This window comes from Erwinia piriflorinigrans CFBP 5888 (genome assembly GCF_001050515.1).
Lineage (GTDB): Bacteria > Pseudomonadota > Gammaproteobacteria > Enterobacterales > Enterobacteriaceae > Erwinia > Erwinia piriflorinigrans.
Genome location: NZ_CAHS01000004.1, coordinates 37,487 through 59,032 on the forward strand (window position 1 = coordinate 37,487; position 21,546 = coordinate 59,032).

Below are 21,546 nucleotides of genomic sequence, written 5' to 3' on the forward strand. Positions count from 1 at the left end.
ATATAATTATATCGCACACAATAGTGCATCATTATCCGCACCGTCGGCGACATCAATGTTCGCCCACCCGAGTTTTCTCGCCAGGGTGGCCAAACGCTCACTGACGACCACTAGCCGACAGTGTAATAGCCATTCATCCCGATCGACATCGGTGAATAGCGAGTAGAGCTGTTGCAACATTTCACCGCTGGTCACCACGATCGTATCAACCCCCTGGTTGCGCCAGCGACGGCCCTCTTCTGCGCCGTGATAGTACTTTTGACAACGTTGATAACACTCAATAAATTCTATTTGAGCGCCCCGGCTAAGCAGTGTTTCCGCGAGTAATTCACGCCCACCGTTGCCGCGCAGAATCAACGCGCGTTTGCCCGCTACGGCTTGCAAATCGGGCAGTTGGATCAGTATTTCACTGGTATCCTGCTCGTGTGGCCAGGAAATTTGATGCCCACTGGCGGCATGAAACGCCAGTGCGGTACTACGTCCTATTGCATAATAGTCCAGGCTGGCAGGCCATGTGGAATCTACACGGTTAAATGTGGCTTGAGCATAGTGAATGACCTGCTGTGACAGAATGAAAACCAAGTCTCCTGCTTTCAGTGACTTTAGGCGATCGGGCAAAATATCCAGCTGAGTACCCGGGGTGAATTCTATCAGTGGGAACGACCAGGCCACTCGCCCGCGCAAACGCAGACGGCTAACCAGCTCATCTGCGGCCGGTGACGGGCGGGTGACCAAAATGCTCATGCCGGTGAGTTCCCCTGATAGACGGCAGCGAGAATATCGTGTGCGCCATTGTCCAATAGTTCTTCAGCCAGTGAGATGCCCATTTTTTCGGCATCTGCTCGCGGGCCGCGGCGTTCGCCGCGTACCATCTCGTTACCGTCCGGTGAGCCAACCAGCCCGCGTAGCCAAAGTTGGTCGCCTTCCAGCAGTGCATAACTGCCAATGGGCACCTGGCAACCGCCTTCCAGTCGGGTATTCATCGCCCGCTCGGCGCTTACCCGGCAGGCGGTGTCATCATGATTTAACGCCGCGAGCAAACCGATCGTGTGCGTATCGTCAAGACGACATTCAATACCGACCGCGCCCTGGCCAACCGCAGGCAGCGACTCTTCAGCGGGCATCACCTGGCGGATACGATCGCCCAGGCCCAGTCGTTTCAATCCGGCAACGGCCAGAATAATGGCATCGTATTCACCCGCATCCAGTTTACCGAGACGGGTACCGACGTTACCCCGCAGTGAGCGGATCACCAGGTCCGGGCGACGGGCGCTGAGCTGGCATTGACGGCGCAGGCTGGATGTACCGACAATCGCACCCTGTGGCAGTGAGTCCACCGATGCGTAATGAGGTGAAACAAACGCATCATGGGGGTCTTCGCGCTCACAGATAGCCACTAATCCCAGCCCTGGCGGGAAGGCAACCGGCACATCTTTCATTGAGTGCACGGCAATATCGGCGCGGCCTGACAGCATCGCCTGCTCAAGCTCTTTCACGAATAATCCCTTACCGCCCACCTTCGCCAGCGGGGTGTCGAGGATCACATCTCCACGCGTCACCATTGGTAATAGCTCCACGCGCAGCCCCGGATGACAGGCGATTAAGCGCCGTTGTACGTACTCCGCCTGCCATAAAGCAAGAGGACTTCTCCTGGTGGCAATTCTTAAAATTTTGTCTGACATGCTTGATACCGTTTTGATCGTTCACTGATTATCCTATCATTGAACCGGGAAGGCTGTCAGTTAAACGGCGGTGAAGGATGGTATTGCGGTGGTTTGAAAGTAAAATGTGCTAGACTAGCAGGTAGCGTAAATTTCTTTATGGTCAATCTGACGGGTGTCAGGTTGGTCACGTTTCCAGCCATAATCTGAACCCTTATTTTTAAAGCAAACGGCAGATTGCGGAAACAGAACTTTTTTATACCCTTGTCGGTCATCAACGGGGTATAGGCACTGGGATAATCAGGTGAGACGTCTTGTACCTCTACATAGAGACACTGAAACAGAGACTGGATGCCATCAATCAGCTGCGCGTTGACCGCGCTCTGGCTGCGATGGGGCCTGCATTCCAACAGGTTTACAGTCTTCTGCCAACCTTATTACATTATCACCATCCACTGATGCCGGGTTACCTGGAAGGTAACGTCCCGCACGGCATCAGCTTTTACACGCCTGATGAAAATCAACTCGCTTATCTGCGCACGCTGGAAGAAAAATCTGGCTCCGATGTTGCCACTCTTGCGCCGGGTGAAATGCCGATTACCGGCGTGTATTCAATGGGTAGTACCTCTTCCGTTGGGCAGAACGCCACTTCCGATCTTGATATTTGGGTTTGCCACCAGTCGTGGCTGGACAATGACGAACGCCTCAGCCTACAGAAGAAATGCATTCTGCTGCAAAACTGGTGTCAGGAAATGGGCATTGAGGTCAGTTTCTTCCTGATCGATGAAAATCGCTTCCGTCACAATGAAAGTGGCAGCCTCGGCGGTGAAGATTGCGGTTCAACTCAGCATATTCTGCTGCTTGATGAATTTTACCGCACCGCCGTCCGCATGGCCGGTAAACGCATTCTGTGGAATATGGTGCCGCGTGAAGAAGAAGACCAGTACGATGACTATGTCATGTCGCTGTATCAACGCGGGGTGTTGACGCCTAATGAATGGCTGGATCTCGGCGGTCTCGGCACGCTATCGGCAGAAGAGTATTTTGGTGCCAGCCTGTGGCAGCTGTATAAAAGTATCGACTCGCCGTATAAGGCGGTGTTGAAAACCCTGCTGCTTGAAGCTTACTCCTGGGAGTATCCTGACACGCGCCTGTTGGCGATGGACATTAAACAGCGCCTGCATGACGGCGAGATTGTTTCTTACGGTCTTGATCCCTATTGCATGATGCTTGAGCGCGTGACCCGATATCTCACCGGCATTGACGATCATGCCCGCCTCGATCTGGTACGCCGCTGTTTCTATTTAAAGGTGTGTGAGAAGTTGTCACTGACATCAGAAAACAGCGGCTGGCGGCGTGAAATTCTCAGTCAGCTGGTGCGGGAGTGGGGCTGGGATAAGCAGCGACTGGCGATGCTTGATAGCCGTGCGGACTGGAAAATCGGGCAGGTACGCGAAGCGCACAATGAGCTGCTGGATGCGATGATGCAGAGCTACCGCAACCTGATCCGCTTTGCCCGGCGTAATAATTTAAGCGTGAGCGCCAGCCCGCAGGATATTGGCGTGCTAACGCGCAAACTTTACGCCGCGTTTGAAGCGTTACCGGGTAAAGTGACGCTGCTTAATCCGCAGATATCGCCCGATCTTTCCGAACCGCATCTTACGTTTATCCATGTGCCCAATGGCCGGGCAAATCGTGCGGGCTGGTATCTGTATAACCAGGCGCCGGACATGGATTCGATTATCAGCCATCAGCCACTCGAATATAACCGCTATCTGAATAAGCTGGTGGCATGGGCGTGGTTTAACGGTTTGCTGACCAGCAACACGCGCCTGTATATCAAAGGTAATGAGAGCTTCGAGCTGTCTCGTTTGCAGGAGCTGGTGGCGGATGTAACGCACCATTTCCCCGTGAGGCTACCGACACCGACACCGAAAGCGCTCTACAGCCCGTGTGAAATTCGCCATCTGGCCATTATTATTAACCTGGAAGCGGACCCGACGGCAGCCTTCCGCAACCAGGTGGTGCACTTCGATTTCCGCAAGCTGGACATCTTCAGTTTCGGTCAGCAGCAGCAGTGCCTGGTGGGCAGCGTTGACCTGCTATATCGCAATTCGTGGAATGAAGTGCGTACTCTGCATTTCAACGGCGAACAGTCGATGATTGAAGCGTTAAAAACGATCTTGGGCAAAATGCATCAGGATGCCTCGCCGCCCGATTCGGTTGACGTGTTTTGCTACAGTCAGCACTTGCGTGGATTGATTCGCACCCGTGTGCAACAGCTGATCTCTGAATGTATTGAACAGCGTCTTTCGAGCACGCGCCAGGAGCCGGGCCGTTTTAAAGCGTTGCGCGTGGCCGGTCAGACCTGGGGGCTGTTCTTCGAGCGTCTCAGCGTCTCGGTACAGAAGCTGGAGAACGCGGTGGAATTCTACGGAGCTATCTCAAATAATAAACTGCACGGCCTGTCGCTGAAGGTAGAAAGCGACCAGACTCGGCTGCCAGCGGTGGTCAATGGCTATGCCAGTGAAGGCATTATCCAGTTTTTCTTTGAAGATACCCATGACGATCACGGTTTCAATATTTATATCCTCGATGAAACTAACCGTGTTGAGATCTATCACCATTGTGAGGGCAGTAAAGAGGAGCTGGTGCGCGACGTAAGCCGCTTTTACTCATCTTCTCACGATCGCTTTACCTACGGGTCAAGCTTTATCAATTTTAACCTGCCACAGTTCTATCAGATTGTGCAGGTCGACGACCGTTTCCAGGTGATCCCTTTTCGCAGCCAGGTGATAACGCAGCTGTGCGCCAATTTGCCGGACGCGGCGGCGGGTGAAGGCAGCGACCGTTGCTACCAGATGCAGTAACATTCAGTACTTCCCGCCGGGCCAGATTCGCTTTTCCTGTTGCTTTTCGGACTTCAACTGCGATGATAGGCGGCATATACAGATTGAAGATGAGCAGAATGAGAATGAAAAAACGAATTAGCCAGCTGGCCTTGATAATGGCTGCCGCGAGCCTGACGGGATGTGGTCTGAAAGGCCCGCTTTATTTTCCAAATCAGCAGCAGGACAAGCCGAAAACCACCCAGGCAGCGCCATCGACACCTTCCGGCAGCCATGCACAACAGTCTGCCACGGCGAAAGGGCAGAGTGCGCAACCGACTCAGTAAATTATGACGCACTCGGCGGAGCAGAAAATGCAGTTCTCGAAAATGCACGGTCTCGGCAACGACTTCATGGTGGTGGATGCCGTTACGCAAAATGTCTATTTCTCTCCAGAACTGATCCGTCGTCTGGCCGATCGCCATCTGGGGATCGGCTTTGATCAGTTACTGATCGTCGAACCGCCTTACGATCCCGACCTCGACTTCCACTACCGTATTTTTAATGCTGACGGCAGCGAAGTGGCGCAGTGTGGTAATGGCGCGCGCTGCTTTGCCCGTTTTGTCCGGCTTAAAGGTCTGACAAATAAGAATGAGATCCGCGTCAGCACCCAGTCGGGTCGAATGGTATTGAGCATCACTCAGGATGAGTTGGTCTGCGTGAATATGGGCGAACCTAATTTTGAACCGCAGCAGATACCGTTCCGGGCCCAAAAAGCAGAAAACATTTATCTGATGCGCGCCGTTGAACAAACCGTCATGTGTGGAGTGGTATCAATGGGTAATCCTCACTGCGTATTACAGGTTGATAACGTCAAAACGGCGGCTGTTGAAACACTCGGCCCGGTTCTGGAGAGCCACGAGCGCTTCCCGGAACGGGTTAACGTCGGCTTTATGGAAGTGGTTCACCGTGAGCATATCCGCCTGCGCGTTTATGAACGTGGTGCGGGTGAAACCCAGGCCTGCGGCAGCGGAGCCTGTGCAGCGGTGGCGGTGGGCATCCAGCAGGGGCTGCTGGCAGAAAAAGTGCGGGTCGATTTACCCGGCGGTTCGCTGAATATTGCCTGGAAAGGGCCAGGACATCCCCTGCATATGACCGGGCCAGCCACTCACGTTTATGACGGATTTATCCATTTATGAAACAGGTCGGAGAACACGCACAGAACGCCGAAGCCACTCTGCTGGACGATGACATCGTGAGTGATTTCCTGCGGCAAAACCCGGACTTCTTTATGCGCAATGCCCGGCAGGTCGAGCAGATGATGATACCTCACCCGGTGCGCGGTTCGGTGTCTCTGGTTGAGTGGCAGCTGAAACGTCAGCGCCATCATATCCAGCAGCTGGAGGAAGAGATCACGCTATTGATGGAGCAGGCCAGCGCGAACCAACAGCTGTTTGAGCGTTTACTCGCCTTACAGGGGCATCTGGTTTCGGCTTCCAGCCTGCATGACATGCTTAATCGTCTGCATCGCTGGGCGCGCGAATTTGGCCTGGCCGGGGCAAATATCCGTTTATTCAGCGAGAAATGGCGCATTGGAGCCCCTTCTGATTTCACCCAACTGGCACTGTCTCGCCAGGCATTTGAGCCGTTACGCATTCAGCGGCTGGGCAAGCAAAATCATTACCTCGGCAGCCTGAATGGCCCAGAATTACTGTTGCTGCTTCCGCAGGCAAAAGCGATCGGTTCGGTGGCCGTGTCGCTGTTAGGTGAAGACGGCGATCTTGGCGTGCTGATTTTCAGCAGCCGTGACGGCCAGCATTATCAGTCCGGTATGGGAACGGTGCTGTTACAGCATCTGTCCGTGATGCTGCCACAGCTGCTGTCGCGTTGGATTGAGCGCGTGTGAACAGCGTATCCCCTCTGCTTGCTGCCGTAGAGGGTTTTCTGCGCTTTTTAAAAGTGGAGCGTCAGCTTAGTCCGCTCACCCAGATCAACTATCGCCGTCAGCTTAGCGCGCTTATTGTCCTGCTCGACGAACTCAGGGTCAGTGACTGGGCGCGACTGGATGCCGCACTGGTACGTTCTCTGGCCGCACGTAGTACCCGCAGTGGATTAAAACCTGCCAGCCTTGCCCTGCGCCTTTCTGCATTACGCAGCTTTCTTGACTGGCTGGTGAGCCAGGGCGTGATCAAAGCCAACCCGGCGAAAGGCGTGGCCACGCCGCGTGCGGCACGCCATCTGCCGAAAAACATGGATGTCGATGAAGTGAATCGCCTGCTGGAGATCGATCTTAACGATCCGCTGGCGGTACGCGATCGCGCCATGCTGGAGGTAATGTATGGTGCCGGGCTGCGTTTATCCGAACTGGTGGGCATTGACCTCGGGCATCTCGATCTGGCGTCCGGCGAGGTATGGGTTGTGGGTAAAGGGAGCAAAGAGCGCCGCCTGCCGATGGGGCGTACTGCCGTATACTGGATTGAAAACTGGCTGGAAATGCGCGAACTGTTTGACCCGGAAGACAACGCTCTGTTCCTGTCGAATAAAGGCAAGCGCATTTCGACACGGAATGTGCAAAAGCGCTTTGCCGAATGGGGAGTGAAGCAGGGCTTATCCAGCCATATTCATCCGCATAAGCTGCGGCATTCATTCGCCACGCATATGCTGGAATCGAGTGGCGATCTGCGTGCGGTGCAGGAGCTGCTAGGTCATGCTAACCTGACCACCACCCAGATCTATACACATCTCGACTTTCAACACCTGGCATCAGTTTATGATGCTGCTCATCCCCGTGCGAAACGAGGAAAATCCTGATGCACTTTTACCGCTCGCTGCGTCCTATTGCGGCCATGACCTTCGACCTCGACGATACCCTGTATGACAATTTCCCAGTGATCCGCCGCACCACGCAGGCCTCTCATGCCGCGTTGCAGGCACATCATCCGGCGCTACAGGACTTTAGCGTGCAGCAGTATCAGCAGGTGCGTGAACGGCTGCTGGCCGCTGAGCCGGAAATTTATCACGACGTGACGGAATGGCGGCGTCGCGCCGTCGAACAATCGATGCTGGATGTCGGTATCCCTTCCGCACAGGCAGCCAGCGGTGCGCATACCGTCATGGACGTTTTCGCTCACTGGCGTAGCCAGATTGACGTGCCCACAGAAACGCACAATACGCTGGCCTCGCTGGCCGCGCGGATACCGCTGGTGGCGATCACCAACGGTAACGCTGAACCTCATCTGTGCGGACTGGATAAATACTTCCAGTTTATTTTACGTGCCGGGCCAGATGGTCGCGCCAAGCCCTGGCAGGACATGTATCACCGTGCTGCTGAACGCCTGAACCTGCGCCCGGAACATATCCTGCATATCGGTGACGATCTGACGACCGATGTGGCTGGCGCAGTACGCTCCGGGATGCAGGCGTGCTGGATTAACCTGCATGAAGGGAATCTGATGCACATCAATGATTCCCGTCTGCTCCCCACGCTGGAAATTTCGCAGTTGGCATCGCTGACTGCGCTGATATAATAACCTGGTTATTTAACCAGTGGAGCGGCCTGCCGCTCCCGATCCCTGATGGTGCCTATGGACGTTTCTGACCTGCTCGATAGCTTGAATGACAAACAACGTGAAGCCGTGGCCGCGCCGCGCAGTAATCTGCTGGTGCTGGCCGGAGCGGGCAGTGGCAAAACGCGCGTGCTGGTACATCGCATCGCCTGGCTGATGGCGGTAGAAAACTGTTCTCCTCATTCGATCATGGCGGTAACGTTCACCAACAAGGCGGCGGCGGAAATGCGCCATCGTATTGAACAGCTGATTGGCACCAGCCAGGGCGGCATGTGGATCGGCACCTTCCACGGTCTGGCGCACCGCTTACTGCGTGCGCACCATCTGGATGCCAACCTGCCGCAGGACTTCCAGATCCTCGACAGTGAAGATCAGCTACGCCTGCTGAAACGCCTGATTAAAGCGATGAATCTGGATGAGAAGCAGTGGCCAGCCCGTCAGGGGATGTGGTACATCAACGGCAAGAAAGACGAAGGCCTGCGTCCGAAGCATATTGAAAGCTACGGCAACCCGATTGAGCAAACCTGGCTGCGTATTTACCAGGCCTACCAGGAGGCATGCGATCGCGCCGGGCTGGTGGATTTCGCCGAGCTGCTGCTGCGTGCGCACGAGCTGTGGCTGAATAAACCGCATATCCTTAACCACTATCGTGAAAGGTTCACCAACATCCTGGTGGACGAATTCCAGGATACCAACAATATCCAGTATGCCTGGATCCGTATGCTGGCCGGTGACACGGGGAAAGTGATTATCGTCGGTGATGACGATCAGTCGATCTACGGCTGGCGTGGGGCGCAGGTGGAAAATATCCAGCGCTTCCTGAACGATTTCCCGGCGGCAGAAACCATTCGTCTTGAGCAGAACTACCGTTCGACGAACAACATCCTGAAAGCCGCGAATACCCTGATTGCCAACAACAACGGCCGCTTGGGTAAAGAGCTGTGGACCGAAGACAGCGACGGCGAGCCCATTGCGATTTACTGCGCCTTTAACGAGCTGGATGAAGCGCGCTTTGTGGTTAATCGCATCAAGGTATGGATGGAGAAGGGCGGAGCGCTGAATGACTGCGCCATCCTGTACCGCAGTAACGCCCAGTCGCGCGTGCTGGAAGAAGCACTGTTACAAACCAGCATGCCGTACCGTATTTATGGCGGCATGCGCTTCTTCGAACGCCAGGAAATCAAGGATTCTCTCGCCTATCTGCGCCTGATCTCCAACCGTAATGACGATGCGGCTTTTGAGCGCGTGGTGAATACCCCCACGCGCGGTATCGGCGACCGCACGCTTGATGTGGTTCGCCAGACGGCGCGTGAGCGCCAGCTGACCTTATGGCAAACCGCCCGCGCGCTGTTACAGGAAAAAGCGCTGGCCGGGCGTGCGGCTTCCGCACTGCAACGTTTCACCGAACTGGTGGACTCGCTGGCGCACGAAACCAGCGAAATGCCGCTGCACGTTCAGACGGATCGGGTCATTAAAGACTCCGGCCTGTGGCTGATGTACGAGCAGGAGAAAGGCGAGAAGGGCCAGGCGCGTATCGAAAACCTTGAAGAACTGGTCAATGCCACCCGCCAGTACAGCTATCAGGATGAGGATGAAGACCTGATGCCGCTACAGGCATTTTTGTCTCATGCCGCGCTGGAAGCGGGGGAAGGACAGGCCGATAAGTGGCAGGACGCCGTGCAGCTGATGACCATGCACGCCGCGAAAGGTCTTGAATTTATGCAGGTATTCATCGTCGGCATGGAGGAAGGCATGTTCCCCAGCCAGATGTCGCTTGAAGAGGGCGGCCGACTGGAAGAGGAGCGCCGTCTTGCCTATGTCGGCGTGACGCGGGCGATGCAGAAGCTGACGCTGACCTACGCTGAAACCCGGCGGTTGTACGGCAAGGAGGTCTATCATCGGCCTTCGCGCTTTATTGGAGAGCTGCCGGAGGAGTGTGTCGAAGAGGTGCGACTGCGTGCCAGCGTCAGTCGGCCGGTCAGCCATCAGCGTATGGGCACGCCGGTGGCGAAAAATGACAGCGGCTTTGCCCTCGGCCAGCGGGTACACCATGCGAAATTTGGCGAAGGGACGATCGTCAACCTCGAAGGCAGCGGTGAGCATAGCCGTCTACAGGTGGCGTTTCAGGGCCAGGGAATTAAATGGCTGGTCGCCGCATACGCCAAATTGGAAGCAATGTAATAGCGGACGGGGCGCACGGGCCTGCTGCTGGCTTGACGCCTTTTTCGTCTCGGCGTAACATGCGCCCATCACTATCATAAGAGGACATTCGCCTTGGACACACCCAGTAGATACTGGCTCACTGACCTGGACAACAGGTACAACTCCTAAGGCTATCCTCCTTTGCCGATAGCCTTCGTGGTTGTTGGCGATGCTATTTTCCCGTCGCTGTGAGTCCTTCCCTATCTCTGACTGAAACGCATGTTTCCGTGTTCGAGCGCTTTGTCCCAATCATCACTGCGAATTGGGAATACAGCCATGCTGAGCGCATTTAAACTGGATAAAAGCCGTCTGACTCGTCTTGAACTGGATGATGCGGGTGGTAGAGACGATCTGAGCGATTCCGTTTGGGTGGATCTGATTGAACCCGAAGATGCCGAACGCGCACGCGTTCAGGACGAACTGGGCCAGGTCCTGGCAACCAGCCCGGAGCTGGAAGATATCGAAGCCTCTGCGCGTTTCTTTGAAGATGAAGACGGTCTGCATATCCACTCCTTTTTCTTTTATGAAGATGCTGAAGATCATGCCGGTAACTCGACGGTGGCCTTCACTATCCGTGAAGGGCGTCTGTACACCCTGCGTGAGCGCGAGCTTCCGGCGTTTCGCCTTTACCGTATGCGTGCACGTAGTCAAACCCTGATCGACGGCAATGCCTTTGAGCTGTTGTTGGATCTGTTTGAAACCAAAATTGAGCAGCTGGCGGACGAGATCGAAACCGTTTATAGCGATCTGGAAAAACTCAGCCGGGTGATTATGGAAGGGAAGCAGGGCGATGAGTTTGACGCCGCCCTGTCGACGCTGGCCGGACAGGAGGATGTTGGCTGGAAGGTGCGTCTGTGTCTGATGGACACCCAGCGAGCGCTGAATTTCCTGGTACGAAAAGCGCGGCTGCCGGGTAATCAGCTGGAGCAGGCGCGTGAGGTTCTGCGCGATATCGAATCCCTGCTGCCGCACAATGAGTCGCTGTTCCAGAAGGTCAACTTCCTGATGCAGGCGGCGATGGGCTTTATCAATATTGAACAAAGCCGCATTATCAAAATCTTCTCGGTCGTTTCGGTGGTGTTCCTGCCGCCTACGCTGGTGGCATCAAGCTACGGCATGAACTTTGAATTTATGCCGGAGCTGAAGTGGAGCCTGGGTTATCCGGGGGCGATTGTCCTGATGATCCTCGCCGGGCTGGCACCTTATGCTTACTTTAAGCGCAAAAACTGGCTGTAGATCACCCGCCGTTTCTTCTTCAACCGACCAGATAAGTCGCGCTGGCGCTGGCAATATGTACGCCAGCGTCATTATGCAGCTCAACCCTTGCAACGGAGATCTTGTTACCACCGCGCAACAGGCTGCTGCTGGCAATAAAGTGTTCCCCGCGTCCTGGCCGCAGATAATCCACCCGCAGGTCGATGGTGCCCATACGCGACAGGCGCTGGCGCAGTTCGTCTTCGTGAATGCTTTGCTGGCGGGTCAGGGCGCTACTGACACACACCAGACCGGCAGCCACATCCAGTACTGAGGCGATAACGCCACCGTGCAAAATGGCCTGGGCGGTATTACCGACCAACGTAGGCTGATTAACCAGGCTTAACTGTGCGAATTCGGATTCAAGACGGTCCAGTGTCAGACCAAGTTGACGATTAAACGGCATATCATAAACAAAAATCTTGCCAATCAGACGGCGCGCGGCCATCGGGTCTAAAGTGAGCACGGACATGATAACAAAGTTCCTTCTGACGCAGTCGACCTGAAAATGTTAACCGGAAGGCATATTTTATGCTGAATATTCAGCCGTTTCTATATTCGGAAATATGGACTCATAGACTAAGAATTTTCTGTGTAGAATGGCGTGCTTTGAACCACCTTATCTGCCTCTCCCGGGAGAATATATGACTCTGCTGAAAGGACTGCTGGCAACCGCTCTGCTGTTGCCGACGTTAGTAGTGGCTCAGGAAGCCACGATTAAACAGGTGCATGACCAGCCTGCGGTGCCTGGCAGTATTATCGCCAATCTGCTGGAAAAACATGACAACCCCTTCGTGATGTACCCTTACGAAAGTAATTATCTGCTGTATACCGACACCAGCAACCTGAATAAAGAAGCGATTCGGACTTACAGCTGGAGCGATAAAGCCAAGCACGATGAGGTGAAATTTCAGCTGAGCCTGGCATTCCCGCTGTGGCGCGGTATTGTTGGCGACAACTCAGTGCTGGCCGCTTCCTATACGCAGAAATCCTGGTGGCAGCTCTCCAACCGCAGCGAATCTTCACCCTTTCGTGAGACCGATTATGAGCCACAAATTTTTCTCGGCTGGGCCACGGACTACCGCTTTGCTGGATGGACATTACGTGACGTCGAAACCGGTTTCAATCATCAGTCTAACGGACGTTCTGAACCCACATCCCGCAGCTGGAACCGGGTTTATGCCCGTCTGATGGCGGAAAACGGCAACTGGCTGGTAGAAGTTAAACCCTGGTACCGTCTTCCAGAAAGTGAAAATAATGACGATAACCCGGATATCACCAAGTACATGGGGTATTATCGCCTGACGGTGGGCTACCAGTTGGGTGACAGCATCTTCAGCCTGAAGAGCAACTACAACTGGAACAGCGGCTACGGCGGTGCCGAGCTGGGCTGGAGCTATCCACTGACAGAACATGTGCGCTTTTATACCCAAGTGTTCAGCGGGTACGGGGAATCCCTTATCGACTACAACCATCGCCAAACGCGCGTGGGTGTCGGCGTAACGCTTAACGACCTGTTCTAAGGTTACAGCAACCGGGCAGTGCTGCCCGGTTGGAATTTATGTCATTGCAGATATGGGGACAATGTGTCTACGGCAGCAGTCATCAATAACGAAGCGCTGGCAGACCAGGTATTGCGTGATACCTTCGGCTATCAGCAGTTTCGCCCGGGACAACAAGCCATCATCCAGGAGTCGTTGAACGGACGTGACTGTCTGGTGGTGATGCCAACCGGTGGGGGTAAATCGCTCTGCTATCAGATCCCGGCGCTGGTGCGTCAGGGGCTGACGCTGGTGGTTTCCCCGCTGATCTCGCTGATGAAAGATCAGGTCGATCAGCTGTTGGCCAATGGGGTGGCAGCAGCCTGCCTCAATTCGACGCAAAACCGTGAAGAACAGCAAAACGTCATGGCTGGCTGTCGTAGCGGAAAAGTGCGTTTGCTCTACATCGCGCCTGAACGCCTGATGATGGACAACTTCCTTGAGCAGCTCACGCACTGTCACCCGGCAATGCTGGCGGTGGATGAAGCGCATTGTATCTCGCAGTGGGGTCACGATTTCCGCCCAGAATATGGCGCTCTGGGCCAGCTGCGTCAACGGCTGCCCGATGTGCCGGTGATGGCATTGACGGCCACAGCTGATGAAACCACGCGTAACGATATTGCCCGCCTGCTACAGCTCAACGATCCGCTGATCCAGATCAGCAGTTTTGATCGACCGAATATTCGCTATACGCTGGTGGAAAAATTTAAGCCAACTGAACAGCTGCTGCGCTACGTTCAGGACCAACGCGGCAAGTGCGGTATTATTTACTGCAACAGCCGGGCGAAGGTTGAAGATACTGCGGCCCGTTTACAGAGTCGGGGTTTGAGCGTCGGGGCTTACCACGCCGGAATGGACAACGCGCACCGCGCCCAGGTGCAGGAAGCATTCCAGCGTGATGACCTGCAAATCGTCGTGGCGACGGTGGCGTTCGGGATGGGCATCAACAAGCCCAACGTGCGCTTTGTGGTTCACTTCGATATCCCACGTAATATCGAGTCCTATTACCAGGAAACCGGACGCGCCGGGCGTGATGGCCTGCCTGCTGAGGCGCTGTTACTGTACGACCCGGCGGATATGGCCTGGCTGCGCCGCTGTCTGGAAGAGAAGGTTCAGGGGCCGCTGCTGGACATTGAGCGCCATAAGTTGAATGCGATGGGAGCCTTTGCCGAGGCGCAAACCTGTCGCCGTCTGGTGCTGTTGAACTACTTCGGTGAAGGACGTCAGCAGGCGTGCGATAACTGTGATATCTGCCTTGACCCACCCCGGCGCTACGATGGCCTGGTCGAAGCGCAAAAAGCGCTTTCCTGCGTTTATCGCGTGGGCCAGCGCTTTGGCATGGGGTATATCGTCGAGATCCTGCGCGGTGCCAATAACCAGCGTATTCGCGATATGCAGCACGATAAGCTGCCCGTATATGGCATTGGCCGCGATCAAAGCCATGAACACTGGACCAGCGTGCTGCGCCAGCTGATCCATCTCGGTTTGATGACGCAGAATATCGCCATGTACTCTGCCTTGCAGTTAACCGAAGCGGCCCGTCCGGTGCTGCGGGGTGAAGTATCCCTGTTGCTGGCCGTACCGCGCCTGGTGAGCGTGAAAACACGCAGCAGCAGCCAGAAATCCTACGGCGGCAACTACGACCGCAAGCTGTTTGCGAAGTTGCGTAAACTGCGCAAGGCGATCGCTGATGAGGATAATCTTCCGCCGTACGTGGTATTTAATGACGCAACGCTGATTGAAATGGCGGAGCAGATGCCGATCACCGCGTCAGAGATGCTGAGTGTTAACGGCGTCGGGCACAAAAAGCTGGAGCGCTTTGGTAGGCCGTTTCTGATGATGATCAAAGAGCATGTTGACGGCGGTGACGAAGAGTAATCTCTGCGGCGCAGGTCACGAAAAAGCAGGCTGCTGGCGCGGAGCCTGCATTTTTTATTCAGGCAATCCGTCTTGCTGATGCCAGTAAAGCGCCCACCGCCATAAACAGGCCGCCAAAGATGCGGTTTAGTAATTTCATCTGATGCGGGCCTTTAATCCATGCTGAAATCCGTCTCGCCAGCGTGGCGTAACCTATCATGACGATGATATCGACCACTACCGTTGTCGCTCCCAGCACCAGATACTGCATGGCCTGTGGCCGATCGGGCATGATAAACTGCGGGAAAAGCGCCGCCAGAAAGATAATACTTTTGGGATTGGTCAGATTCACCATCACCGCACGGTTAAACAGCTTACGGCGCGGCATCGCCGTGGCCAGCGCATTCAAATCTATCGCTCCGGCAGATCGCCACTGCTGAATACCCAGCCACACCAGGTAACCCGCACCGGCCCATTTCAGTATCTCAAAGGCCAACAGGGATTGGGAGAACAGCGCGCCCAGCCCGACACCGACCAGCACAATGTGCAGCGATAATCCTACCTGTAGGCCGGAAATTGAGGCGACAGTACCGCGATAACCGTGGCTGATGCCGGTACTCATGGTATTGATAGCGCCGGAACCCGGCGACAGGCTTAAGATGATGGTTGTTAACAGATAAGTCAGCCACCATTCGGTAGTCATGGTAACACTCCCGGAAAACGTTCAATTGTGACACAATACGTTATTGTTGAACGCCTTGCTACGGGTAACTCTGTTCACGTTGAATGAAGCGCCCCGAGTGGAAAACGTCTGATGAAACTGCGCCAAAAAAGCTGGTTAACGCGTGAAAAAGCCTTTGCGGCTTTTGCTACCGGCCCGCTGCTGGATTTCTGGAGGCAGCGCGAAGAGGACGAGTTTGTCGGGGTGGAAAACGTTCCAATCCGCTACGTCCGCTTCATCTCACCGCAACATGACAAGGTTATTTTATTGTGTCCGGGGCGCATTGAAAGTTATGTCAAATATCCAGAGCTGGCCTACGACCTGTTCCATAGCGGATATGACGTTTTCATTATCGACCATCGCGGACAGGGGCGATCGGGCAGGCTACTGAAGGATTCACATCGTGGGCACGTTGCGGCGTTCGAAGACTACGTCGACGATTTGGAAACGCTGTATTTGCAACAGATCGTAACGCGTCACTATCGCTTTCGCTACGCGCTGGCGCATTCGATGGGGGGAGCGATCCTCGCCCTGATGCTGGTACGACAGCCGGCGGCTTTTGATGCGGTGGCGCTGGCTGCGCCGATGTTTGGTATTTTTCTGCCGATGCCGTTATGGATGGCGCGCCGCATCCTCAACTGGGCGGAAAAACGCCCGTCGGTGCGCGATGATTATGCGCTGGGTACCGGGAAATGGCGCGCGCGCCCGTTTTCGATAAACGATTTGACTCATAGCCGCGAACGCTATCGCCGCAATGTGCGTTTTTATGCCGACGATCCCGGTATACGCGTCGGCGGCCCGACGTATCACTGGGTGCGGGAAAGTGTTCGTGCCGGGCAAAGCGTCTTGAATCAGGCTGCGCAGATCTCTACTCCACTGCTGCTATTGCAGGCCGCCGACGATAAGGTGGTTGATAACCGCGCTCAGGATCTTTTTTGCCAGACGATGGTGGCGGCTGCTCAGCCCTGCGAGGGCGGCAAGCCGTTGATTATAGAAGGTGCTCGCCACGAGATCCTGTTTGAGAAAGACCGGATGCGTGCAGCGGCGCTCGAAGCCGTCCTCACCTTTTTTGCCCGGCATACCTGAGTCGACAAAATGACATTACCGGTGGGCGCTTCCCACCAGGAAAAATTAACCAGAGGTGTTATGTACCCTATTGTTGCTTCAGACCTGGACGGCACGCTGCTGCTGCCAAACCATACGCTTTCCCTCTTTGCCCGTGAAACGCTTCAGCTGCTGGCCCGCAAAGGCATTCATTTTATCTTTGCCACCGGTCGTCACTATATTGACGTGGCGCAGATGCGCGACAGCCTCGGCATTGATGCCTGGATGATCACCTCTAACGGCGCACGCGTGCACAACACCGCCGGTGAGCTGGTATTCAGTCATAACCTTGATGAAGATATCGCGCGTGAGCTGTTCACCATGCAGCATAGTCATGCGGATATTTACACTAACGTTTACCGGGATGAAGAGTGGTTCCTCAACCGTCATCGCCCCGATGAAATGGATTTCTTCCAGGAATCTGACTTCGGTTACCAGATTTACCAGCCGGGGCAGCTGGCAGCCGATGGCATTAGCAAAGTTTTTTTCACCTGTGCCATTCCCGAACTGCTCATCCCGCTGGAGCAGGCGCTGGTAGCACGCTGGGGCGACCGGGTAAACGTCAGTTTCTCGCTGCCAACCTGTCTGGAAGTGATGGCCGGCGGCGTATCGAAAGGCCATGCGCTGGATGCGGTGGCAAAATCATTGGGTTACTCGCTGGAGGAGTGCGTGACTTTCGGTGATGGGATGAACGACAAAGAGATGCTCAATATGGCGGGCAAAGGTTACATCATGAATAACGCCCATCAGCGCCTGAAAGACATACTGCCAGAACTGGAAGTGATCGGTAACAATGGCGAGCAGGCGGTGCCGCATACCCTGCGCCAGCTGTATGAAGTTTAGAAAAGCGTTGAGATGCGCCCGGAAGTTCCACCATCAGCAGAGCTAACCCGCTGACTATACCTGTGGGAAAAAGGATTAACGAGAGGTCATGGTCAAAATTTGCACGCAGTGCACATTGGGTTTACTGTGACACGGTTAGTTAAAGACAGTTCTGTTCTGGCCGGGAGCACCCGCTCTGGGTCGGAAAAAAACCTGACCTCACCCGTCAGGTTTTTTATAAGTAAAATTTTAGTGCATGAGGGTGCATAGGGCTTTATCCGGGAAGCATCCGCTTTTCTCTCATTGGTGCTTGCTACCGATCGGCAGAGGCGGTATTTCACTCAGTCCCGTACCCTTTATGCCGTTTTCCATCATACTAAATACTTGTGCCATCATGGCGTTAACGTCCTGTCTGACCATAATAATATCTTGACCCAGCATGGCGACGAAGGGGTCCCAGTCGAAGCATCCAATAGCCTGACGCCTGTTCACCTCCAGCGCGTCGCGACCGCTTAAAAAGCGCAGCACTCCCTCAAGCGATATCGTCGAATTAACAAAGAAACCCGTGTGGACTTCTTGCCCGATGGCGAAATATTTTTCCAGAGCCTGTTCGGCTTTTTCATGTTCGTAGCCGCACATACATATGTTTTCAGTGGGGACATCCAGCTGAAATTGCTGATGTGCGTCAAGAAACCCCCTCAGACGCTCTTTGGTATTATGATCGGTAGCACGGCCCCCGATGAAGATCAGTGGCTTCAGCAAGTTTCCCAGCTGCTGGTTTTTAGTCAGAATTTGTCGTGTCAGTTCAAGTGCGCCCCGGTAGTTATCTGAGATAACGGAGGGTGCCAGCGTGCCGGGCAGGTCAAGATTCAGCGTCGGAATGCCCGAGGTGGCACAGAGTTCGGTGATTTTATCGGGATCTGTCGCCCCGGTGACCACCATACAGTCAATCTGCCATGAGAGCATGGTTCTGGCCGCTTCCAGTTCCAGTGCGGGATCGCGCCGGGTGCAGGTAATGACTGGAAAAAGTCCGCGATCGCGTGCCATTTCCTCAAATTTTTCCACGATTGAGCCGAAATAATGATTATCGTATTTGGGGACGATCATCCCTATGATTCTGGACTGAGAAGAGCGCAGCATGCTGGCCTGCCGGTTGACTTCATACCCTTCTTCTTCGGCAATTTGTGACACCTTTTCAGCAAGGCGGGCGCTAATGCGCCGTTTTTTCCATGTCCCATTTAGAATGGCACTGACTGCACTTGCCGACACGCCCGTTATTTCCGCCAGGTCATAAATGGTTGTCTTCTTGCTTTTACCGACCTCTGTCACAGAATATAAACCTCTAATTAAATTTCATTTGGTGATTATTTTAAAAAGTGATAAAGATGCTTCATCGATTGAGCTAATTCTTAAAAACCCCGCTGCTAACCTCTTTTACTGTCGGTTACTGGCAATACCTATAGCCATTTATTGCTCATTAAGAAGTAAAACTTTTATTTCCAGGAGTTTAATTTCATTCAGGATAAAATATCTGACTGAATGGATCATCTGTTACGGCCTAAGTTTAAGGATTATAAGATGAATTCTTCGCCCGTCTATGTAAATACTTCCCTTGTTGGAAAAGTCGCTGCCGTGACCGGCGCAGCTGCCGGTATAGGGCTTGAATGCGCCAGAACCTTACACCGGGCCGGTGCCACAGTCGTGCTTATTGACCGCGATGAAGAGCGGCTTCAGCAGGCGTTAAGCGGCCTGAATGAGCGGGCATTCGCGTTACAAGTTGATTTAATGAATGGGCCTCAGGTAGACAACATGCTTAAAGGCATCCTTGACCTGGCTGGCGGACTTCATATCTTCCATGCCAATGCCGGTGCCTATATTGGCGGTGCGGTTGCTGAAGGCGATCCCGATGTTTGGGAAAAGGTGCTGAAACTGAATACCAGTTCCGCGTTCCGCTCTGTGCGCGCCGTGCTGCCTTATCTGATTGAGCAGAAGTCCGGTGACATTGTCTTTACCAGCTCTATTGCTGGCGTTGTGCCGGTTGTCTGGGAGCCGATTTACACCGCATCCAAGTTTGCCGTACAGGCCTTCGTTCATGCCACGCGCCGCCAGGTTGCTCAGTATGGGGTGCGTGTGGGTGCTGTGCTACCGGGGCCGGTAGTCACCTCGTTGCTTGATAACTGGCCCAAAGAAAAAATGGAAGAGGCGCTGGCAAATGGCAGCCTGATGCAGCCCATCGAAGTAGCCGAATCCGTGCTTTTTATGGTGACCCGTTCACCGGGCGTCACCGTACGCGATCTGGTTATTCTGCCGAACAGCGTCGATCTCTGAAAATATTTAAACGGGTAACGATAATAATATGAACAGCAGAACCAGATACCTGATAGGAATTGACGTCGGGTCGGCCAGTGCGCGGGCAGGGGTCTTTGATATTCAGGGTCATCTTCTCGCCTATACCAAACACAACATCACGACTTTCCGTAGCGGTGGGCACATTGTTGAACAGTCCGGCAATGACATCTGGCGCGCTGTGTGTCACTGCGTGCGGCAGTCGGTGGCAGATGCGGGCATCAATCCGGCAGACGTGGTGGGGATAGGCTTTGATGCGACATGTTCACTGGTGGTGGTTGGTGCTGAGGGTGCGCCGCTGCCGGTGAGTCCGGCTGGCGATGCTGAACGCAATATTATTGTGTGGATGGATCATCGTGCAACCGGTGAGGCAGATCTGATTAACGCCACGGAGCACCCGATACTGGATTATGTCGGCGGCCGAATTTCTCCGGAAATGGAAGTTCCGAAGTTGCTATGGCTTAAAAAGAATCATCCGCACACCTTTGATCAGGCGTGGCAGTTTTTCGATCTCACCGATTATCTGACCTGGCGGTCGACAGGAGACCTTGCGCGATCTCAATGTACCCTGACCTGTAAATGGAATTATCTGGCGCATGAGAAACGCTGGGATGCGGATTATTTCAGGGCGGTGGGTTTATCAGAATTTGCCGACGAAGACTTTATCCGCATTGGGCAGCATACGGTTGATCCCGGAACCGCATGCGGAAGCGGACTCACGGCACAAGCTGCACAAGAGATGGGGCTGGCGCAGGGAACGCCGGTTGCGGCTGGGCTGATCGATGCACATGCCGGTGGCGTGGGCACCCTGGGCGCTTTCGATTCGCCGGAGGACAAACTTGCCTATGTGTTCGGCACCTCATCTTGCACAATGACATCGACAGCTTCACCCGCGTTTGTACCCGGCGTATGGGGGCCTTACTACTCCGCTATGGTGCCGGGTTTATGGCTGAATGAAGGGGGGCAGAGCGCGGCCGGTGCGGCGATTGAACGCCTTATTGCGATGCATCCTGCCGCACCTCAGGCTAAAGCACAGGCAAAAATAGCCGGAATGCCGCTGCCTGTCTATCTGGCGAACATGGCGCTCGGCAACTCGCCCAGCCGGTCTGCCGCAGTGCATTTAGCCGGAGAATTGCACATCGTGCCGGAGTTCTCGGGCAACCGGGCACCTTTTGCCGATCCTTGGGCGCGTGCGGTGATATGCGGGCTCGGTATGCAGAACGATCTGGATAGCCTGATCGCGCTATATATTGCGGGCATATGCAGCCTGGGTTACGGGCTGCGGCAAATCATTGAAGCGCAGAGTCAGAGCGGCGTGAATACCGCAAGTGTGGTCATCAGTGGTGGAGCGGGTCAACATCCGCTTGTACGCCAGCTGATTGCCGATACCTGCTGTCTACCGGTTTTGTCGACCGAGTCAGAAGAGCCGGTTTTATTAGGTTCGGCTGTTCTTGCCGCCGTAGCGGCGAAAGAATATGGTTCCGTTAGCGAAGCCATGAAAAAAATGACAACGCGTGAAAAAGAGTATCTCCCTGATGCGAATTATCAATTAGTGCATGAAAGGCGTTATAACGCTTTTAAAATTCTTCAAATGACGGCAACAAATATACGTAAAGACGCAGTAAGAAGTAACGATAGTTAACG

At 54.4% G+C, this 21,546-nt stretch carries 20 protein-coding genes; 15 read left to right on the plus strand and 5 right to left on the minus strand.

All coding sequences use genetic code 11. The annotated features are described in order from the left end of the window. Positions 1 to 6: 6 nt before the first annotated feature. Both hemD and hemC read right to left on the minus strand, forming a co-directional pair. A complete protein-coding gene (hemD, locus tag EPIR_RS01125) occupies positions 7 to 744 on the minus strand; it encodes a uroporphyrinogen-III synthase (protein WP_023653443.1) in 738 nt (245 codons plus the stop codon). Beyond that, complete coding sequence (gene hemC / locus EPIR_RS01130; protein WP_023653444.1) at positions 741 to 1,682, minus strand: hydroxymethylbilane synthase; 942 nt, start codon at positions 1,680 to 1,682, stop codon at positions 741 to 743. The genes hemD and hemC overlap by 4 nt, the downstream gene beginning before the upstream one ends. Before the next feature lie 293 nt (positions 1,683 to 1,975). On the opposite strand from hemC, the gene EPIR_RS01135 reads away from it, so the two are divergent. The 9 genes from EPIR_RS01135 (at position 1,976) to corA (ending at position 11,493) form a co-directional block, all read left to right on the plus strand. Then, positions 1,976 to 4,531: a class I adenylate cyclase gene (locus EPIR_RS01135; RefSeq protein WP_023653445.1), complete on the plus strand. Its 2,556-nt coding sequence runs from the start codon at positions 1,976 to 1,978 to the stop codon at positions 4,529 to 4,531. A gap of 104 nt (positions 4,532 to 4,635) precedes the next feature. Further along, complete coding sequence (gene lptM, locus EPIR_RS01140; RefSeq protein WP_084007824.1) at positions 4,636 to 4,836, plus strand: LPS translocon maturation chaperone LptM; 201 nt, start codon at positions 4,636 to 4,638, stop codon at positions 4,834 to 4,836. 27 nt (positions 4,837 to 4,863) lie between these two features. Beyond that, positions 4,864 to 5,688, plus strand: coding sequence for a diaminopimelate epimerase (dapF, locus tag EPIR_RS01145; protein WP_023653447.1), 825 nt, complete (start codon positions 4,864 to 4,866; stop codon positions 5,686 to 5,688). Then, positions 5,685 to 6,395 (plus strand): DUF484 domain-containing protein, encoded by a 711-nt coding sequence (locus EPIR_RS01150; protein ID WP_023653448.1) that lies wholly within the window; start codon positions 5,685 to 5,687, stop codon positions 6,393 to 6,395. The genes dapF and EPIR_RS01150 overlap by 4 nt, the downstream gene beginning before the upstream one ends. Then, positions 6,392 to 7,300 carry a tyrosine recombinase XerC gene (gene xerC / locus EPIR_RS01155; RefSeq protein WP_023653449.1) on the plus strand — a complete coding sequence of 303 codons (909 nt, stop codon included), beginning with the start codon at positions 6,392 to 6,394 and terminating at the stop codon, positions 7,298 to 7,300. Before EPIR_RS01150 ends, xerC begins: the two co-directional genes overlap by 4 nt. Then, positions 7,300 to 8,016 carry a 5-amino-6-(5-phospho-D-ribitylamino)uracil phosphatase YigB gene (gene yigB, locus EPIR_RS01160; protein WP_023653450.1) on the plus strand — a complete coding sequence of 239 codons (717 nt, stop codon included), beginning with the start codon at positions 7,300 to 7,302 and terminating at the stop codon, positions 8,014 to 8,016. The genes xerC and yigB overlap by 1 nt, the downstream gene beginning before the upstream one ends. A gap of 57 nt (positions 8,017 to 8,073) precedes the next feature. Beyond that, positions 8,074 to 10,236: a DNA helicase II gene (gene uvrD / locus EPIR_RS01165; protein ID WP_048696653.1), complete on the plus strand. Its 2,163-nt coding sequence runs from the start codon at positions 8,074 to 8,076 to the stop codon at positions 10,234 to 10,236. A 93-nt stretch (positions 10,237 to 10,329) separates the two neighbouring features. Continuing rightward, positions 10,330 to 10,386, plus strand: a complete 57-nt coding sequence (gene ysgD / locus EPIR_RS19255) for a YsgD/CorL family protein (protein WP_349842145.1) — start codon at positions 10,330 to 10,332, stop codon at positions 10,384 to 10,386. Between the two features lie 147 nt (positions 10,387 to 10,533). After that, positions 10,534 to 11,493 carry a magnesium/cobalt transporter CorA gene (gene corA / locus EPIR_RS01170; protein ID WP_023653452.1) on the plus strand — a complete coding sequence of 320 codons (960 nt, stop codon included), beginning with the start codon at positions 10,534 to 10,536 and terminating at the stop codon, positions 11,491 to 11,493. 19 nt (positions 11,494 to 11,512) lie between these two features. On the opposite strand, the gene EPIR_RS01175 is transcribed toward corA, so the two are convergent. Further along, positions 11,513 to 11,983: a thioesterase family protein gene (locus EPIR_RS01175; RefSeq protein WP_023653453.1), complete on the minus strand. Its 471-nt coding sequence runs from the start codon at positions 11,981 to 11,983 to the stop codon at positions 11,513 to 11,515. Positions 11,984 to 12,155: 172 nt separating this feature from the next. Between EPIR_RS01175 and pldA the strand changes: the two genes are divergently transcribed. Together pldA and recQ are read left to right on the plus strand one after the other, a co-directional pair. Then, a complete protein-coding gene (pldA, locus tag EPIR_RS01180; RefSeq protein WP_023653454.1) occupies positions 12,156 to 13,034 on the plus strand; it encodes a phospholipase A in 879 nt (292 codons plus the stop codon). Between the two features lie 63 nt (positions 13,035 to 13,097). Beyond that, a complete protein-coding gene (recQ, locus tag EPIR_RS01185; RefSeq protein ID WP_023653455.1) occupies positions 13,098 to 14,930 on the plus strand; it encodes an ATP-dependent DNA helicase RecQ in 1,833 nt (610 codons plus the stop codon). Between the two features lie 58 nt (positions 14,931 to 14,988). Here recQ and rhtB read toward each other — a convergent pair whose 3' ends face one another. Then, a complete protein-coding gene (gene rhtB, locus EPIR_RS01190) occupies positions 14,989 to 15,612 on the minus strand; it encodes a homoserine/homoserine lactone efflux protein (protein WP_023653456.1) in 624 nt (207 codons plus the stop codon). A gap of 111 nt (positions 15,613 to 15,723) precedes the next feature. On the opposite strand from rhtB, the gene pldB reads away from it, so the two are divergent. After that, positions 15,724 to 16,716, plus strand: coding sequence for a lysophospholipase L2 (pldB, locus tag EPIR_RS01195; RefSeq protein WP_023653457.1), 993 nt, complete (start codon positions 15,724 to 15,726; stop codon positions 16,714 to 16,716). A gap of 60 nt (positions 16,717 to 16,776) precedes the next feature. Further along, positions 16,777 to 17,577, plus strand: a complete 801-nt coding sequence (gene yigL / locus EPIR_RS01200; protein ID WP_048696650.1) for a sugar/pyridoxal phosphate phosphatase YigL — start codon at positions 16,777 to 16,779, stop codon at positions 17,575 to 17,577. 279 nt (positions 17,578 to 17,856) lie between these two features. Here yigL and EPIR_RS01205 read toward each other — a convergent pair whose 3' ends face one another. Beyond that, entirely contained in the window at positions 17,857 to 18,885 is a 1,029-nt protein-coding gene (locus tag EPIR_RS01205) for a LacI family DNA-binding transcriptional regulator (protein ID WP_023653459.1), read from the minus strand. 249 nt (positions 18,886 to 19,134) lie between these two features. Here EPIR_RS01205 and EPIR_RS01210 point away from each other — a divergent pair, with 249 nt between their 5' ends. Together EPIR_RS01210 and EPIR_RS01215 are read left to right on the plus strand one after the other, a co-directional pair. Further along, on the plus strand, positions 19,135 to 19,884 hold the full coding sequence (locus EPIR_RS01210) for an SDR family oxidoreductase (protein WP_023653460.1): 750 nt from the start codon (positions 19,135 to 19,137) through the stop codon (positions 19,882 to 19,884). A gap of 28 nt (positions 19,885 to 19,912) precedes the next feature. Beyond that, positions 19,913 to 21,544 carry an FGGY-family carbohydrate kinase gene (locus EPIR_RS01215; protein WP_023653461.1) on the plus strand — a complete coding sequence of 544 codons (1,632 nt, stop codon included), beginning with the start codon at positions 19,913 to 19,915 and terminating at the stop codon, positions 21,542 to 21,544. The last annotated feature ends 2 nt before the right edge of the window (positions 21,545 to 21,546 follow it).

Coding starts and splice junctions, on each gene's coding strand:
- hemD (WP_023653443.1), bottom strand. CDS start 744: ATGAGCATTTTGGTCACCCGCCCGTCACCGGCCGCAGATGAGCTGGTT.
- hemC (WP_023653444.1), bottom strand. CDS start 1,682: ATGTCAGACAAAATTTTAAGAATTGCCACCAGGAGAAGTCCTCTTGCT.
- lptM (WP_084007824.1), top strand. CDS start 4,636: ATGAAAAAACGAATTAGCCAGCTGGCCTTGATAATGGCTGCCGCGAGC.
- dapF (WP_023653447.1), top strand. CDS start 4,864: ATGCAGTTCTCGAAAATGCACGGTCTCGGCAACGACTTCATGGTGGTG.
- EPIR_RS01150 (WP_023653448.1), top strand. CDS start 5,685: ATGAAACAGGTCGGAGAACACGCACAGAACGCCGAAGCCACTCTGCTG.
- yigB (WP_023653450.1), top strand. CDS start 7,300: ATGCACTTTTACCGCTCGCTGCGTCCTATTGCGGCCATGACCTTCGAC.
- uvrD (WP_048696653.1), top strand. CDS start 8,074: ATGGACGTTTCTGACCTGCTCGATAGCTTGAATGACAAACAACGTGAA.
- corA (WP_023653452.1), top strand. CDS start 10,534: ATGCTGAGCGCATTTAAACTGGATAAAAGCCGTCTGACTCGTCTTGAA.
- EPIR_RS01175 (WP_023653453.1), bottom strand. CDS start 11,983: ATGTCCGTGCTCACTTTAGACCCGATGGCCGCGCGCCGTCTGATTGGC.
- pldA (WP_023653454.1), top strand. CDS start 12,156: ATGACTCTGCTGAAAGGACTGCTGGCAACCGCTCTGCTGTTGCCGACG.
- rhtB (WP_023653456.1), bottom strand. CDS start 15,612: ATGACTACCGAATGGTGGCTGACTTATCTGTTAACAACCATCATCTTA.
- pldB (WP_023653457.1), top strand. CDS start 15,724: ATGAAACTGCGCCAAAAAAGCTGGTTAACGCGTGAAAAAGCCTTTGCG.
- yigL (WP_048696650.1), top strand. CDS start 16,777: ATGTACCCTATTGTTGCTTCAGACCTGGACGGCACGCTGCTGCTGCCA.
- EPIR_RS01210 (WP_023653460.1), top strand. CDS start 19,135: ATGAATTCTTCGCCCGTCTATGTAAATACTTCCCTTGTTGGAAAAGTC.
- EPIR_RS01215 (WP_023653461.1), top strand. CDS start 19,913: ATGAACAGCAGAACCAGATACCTGATAGGAATTGACGTCGGGTCGGCC.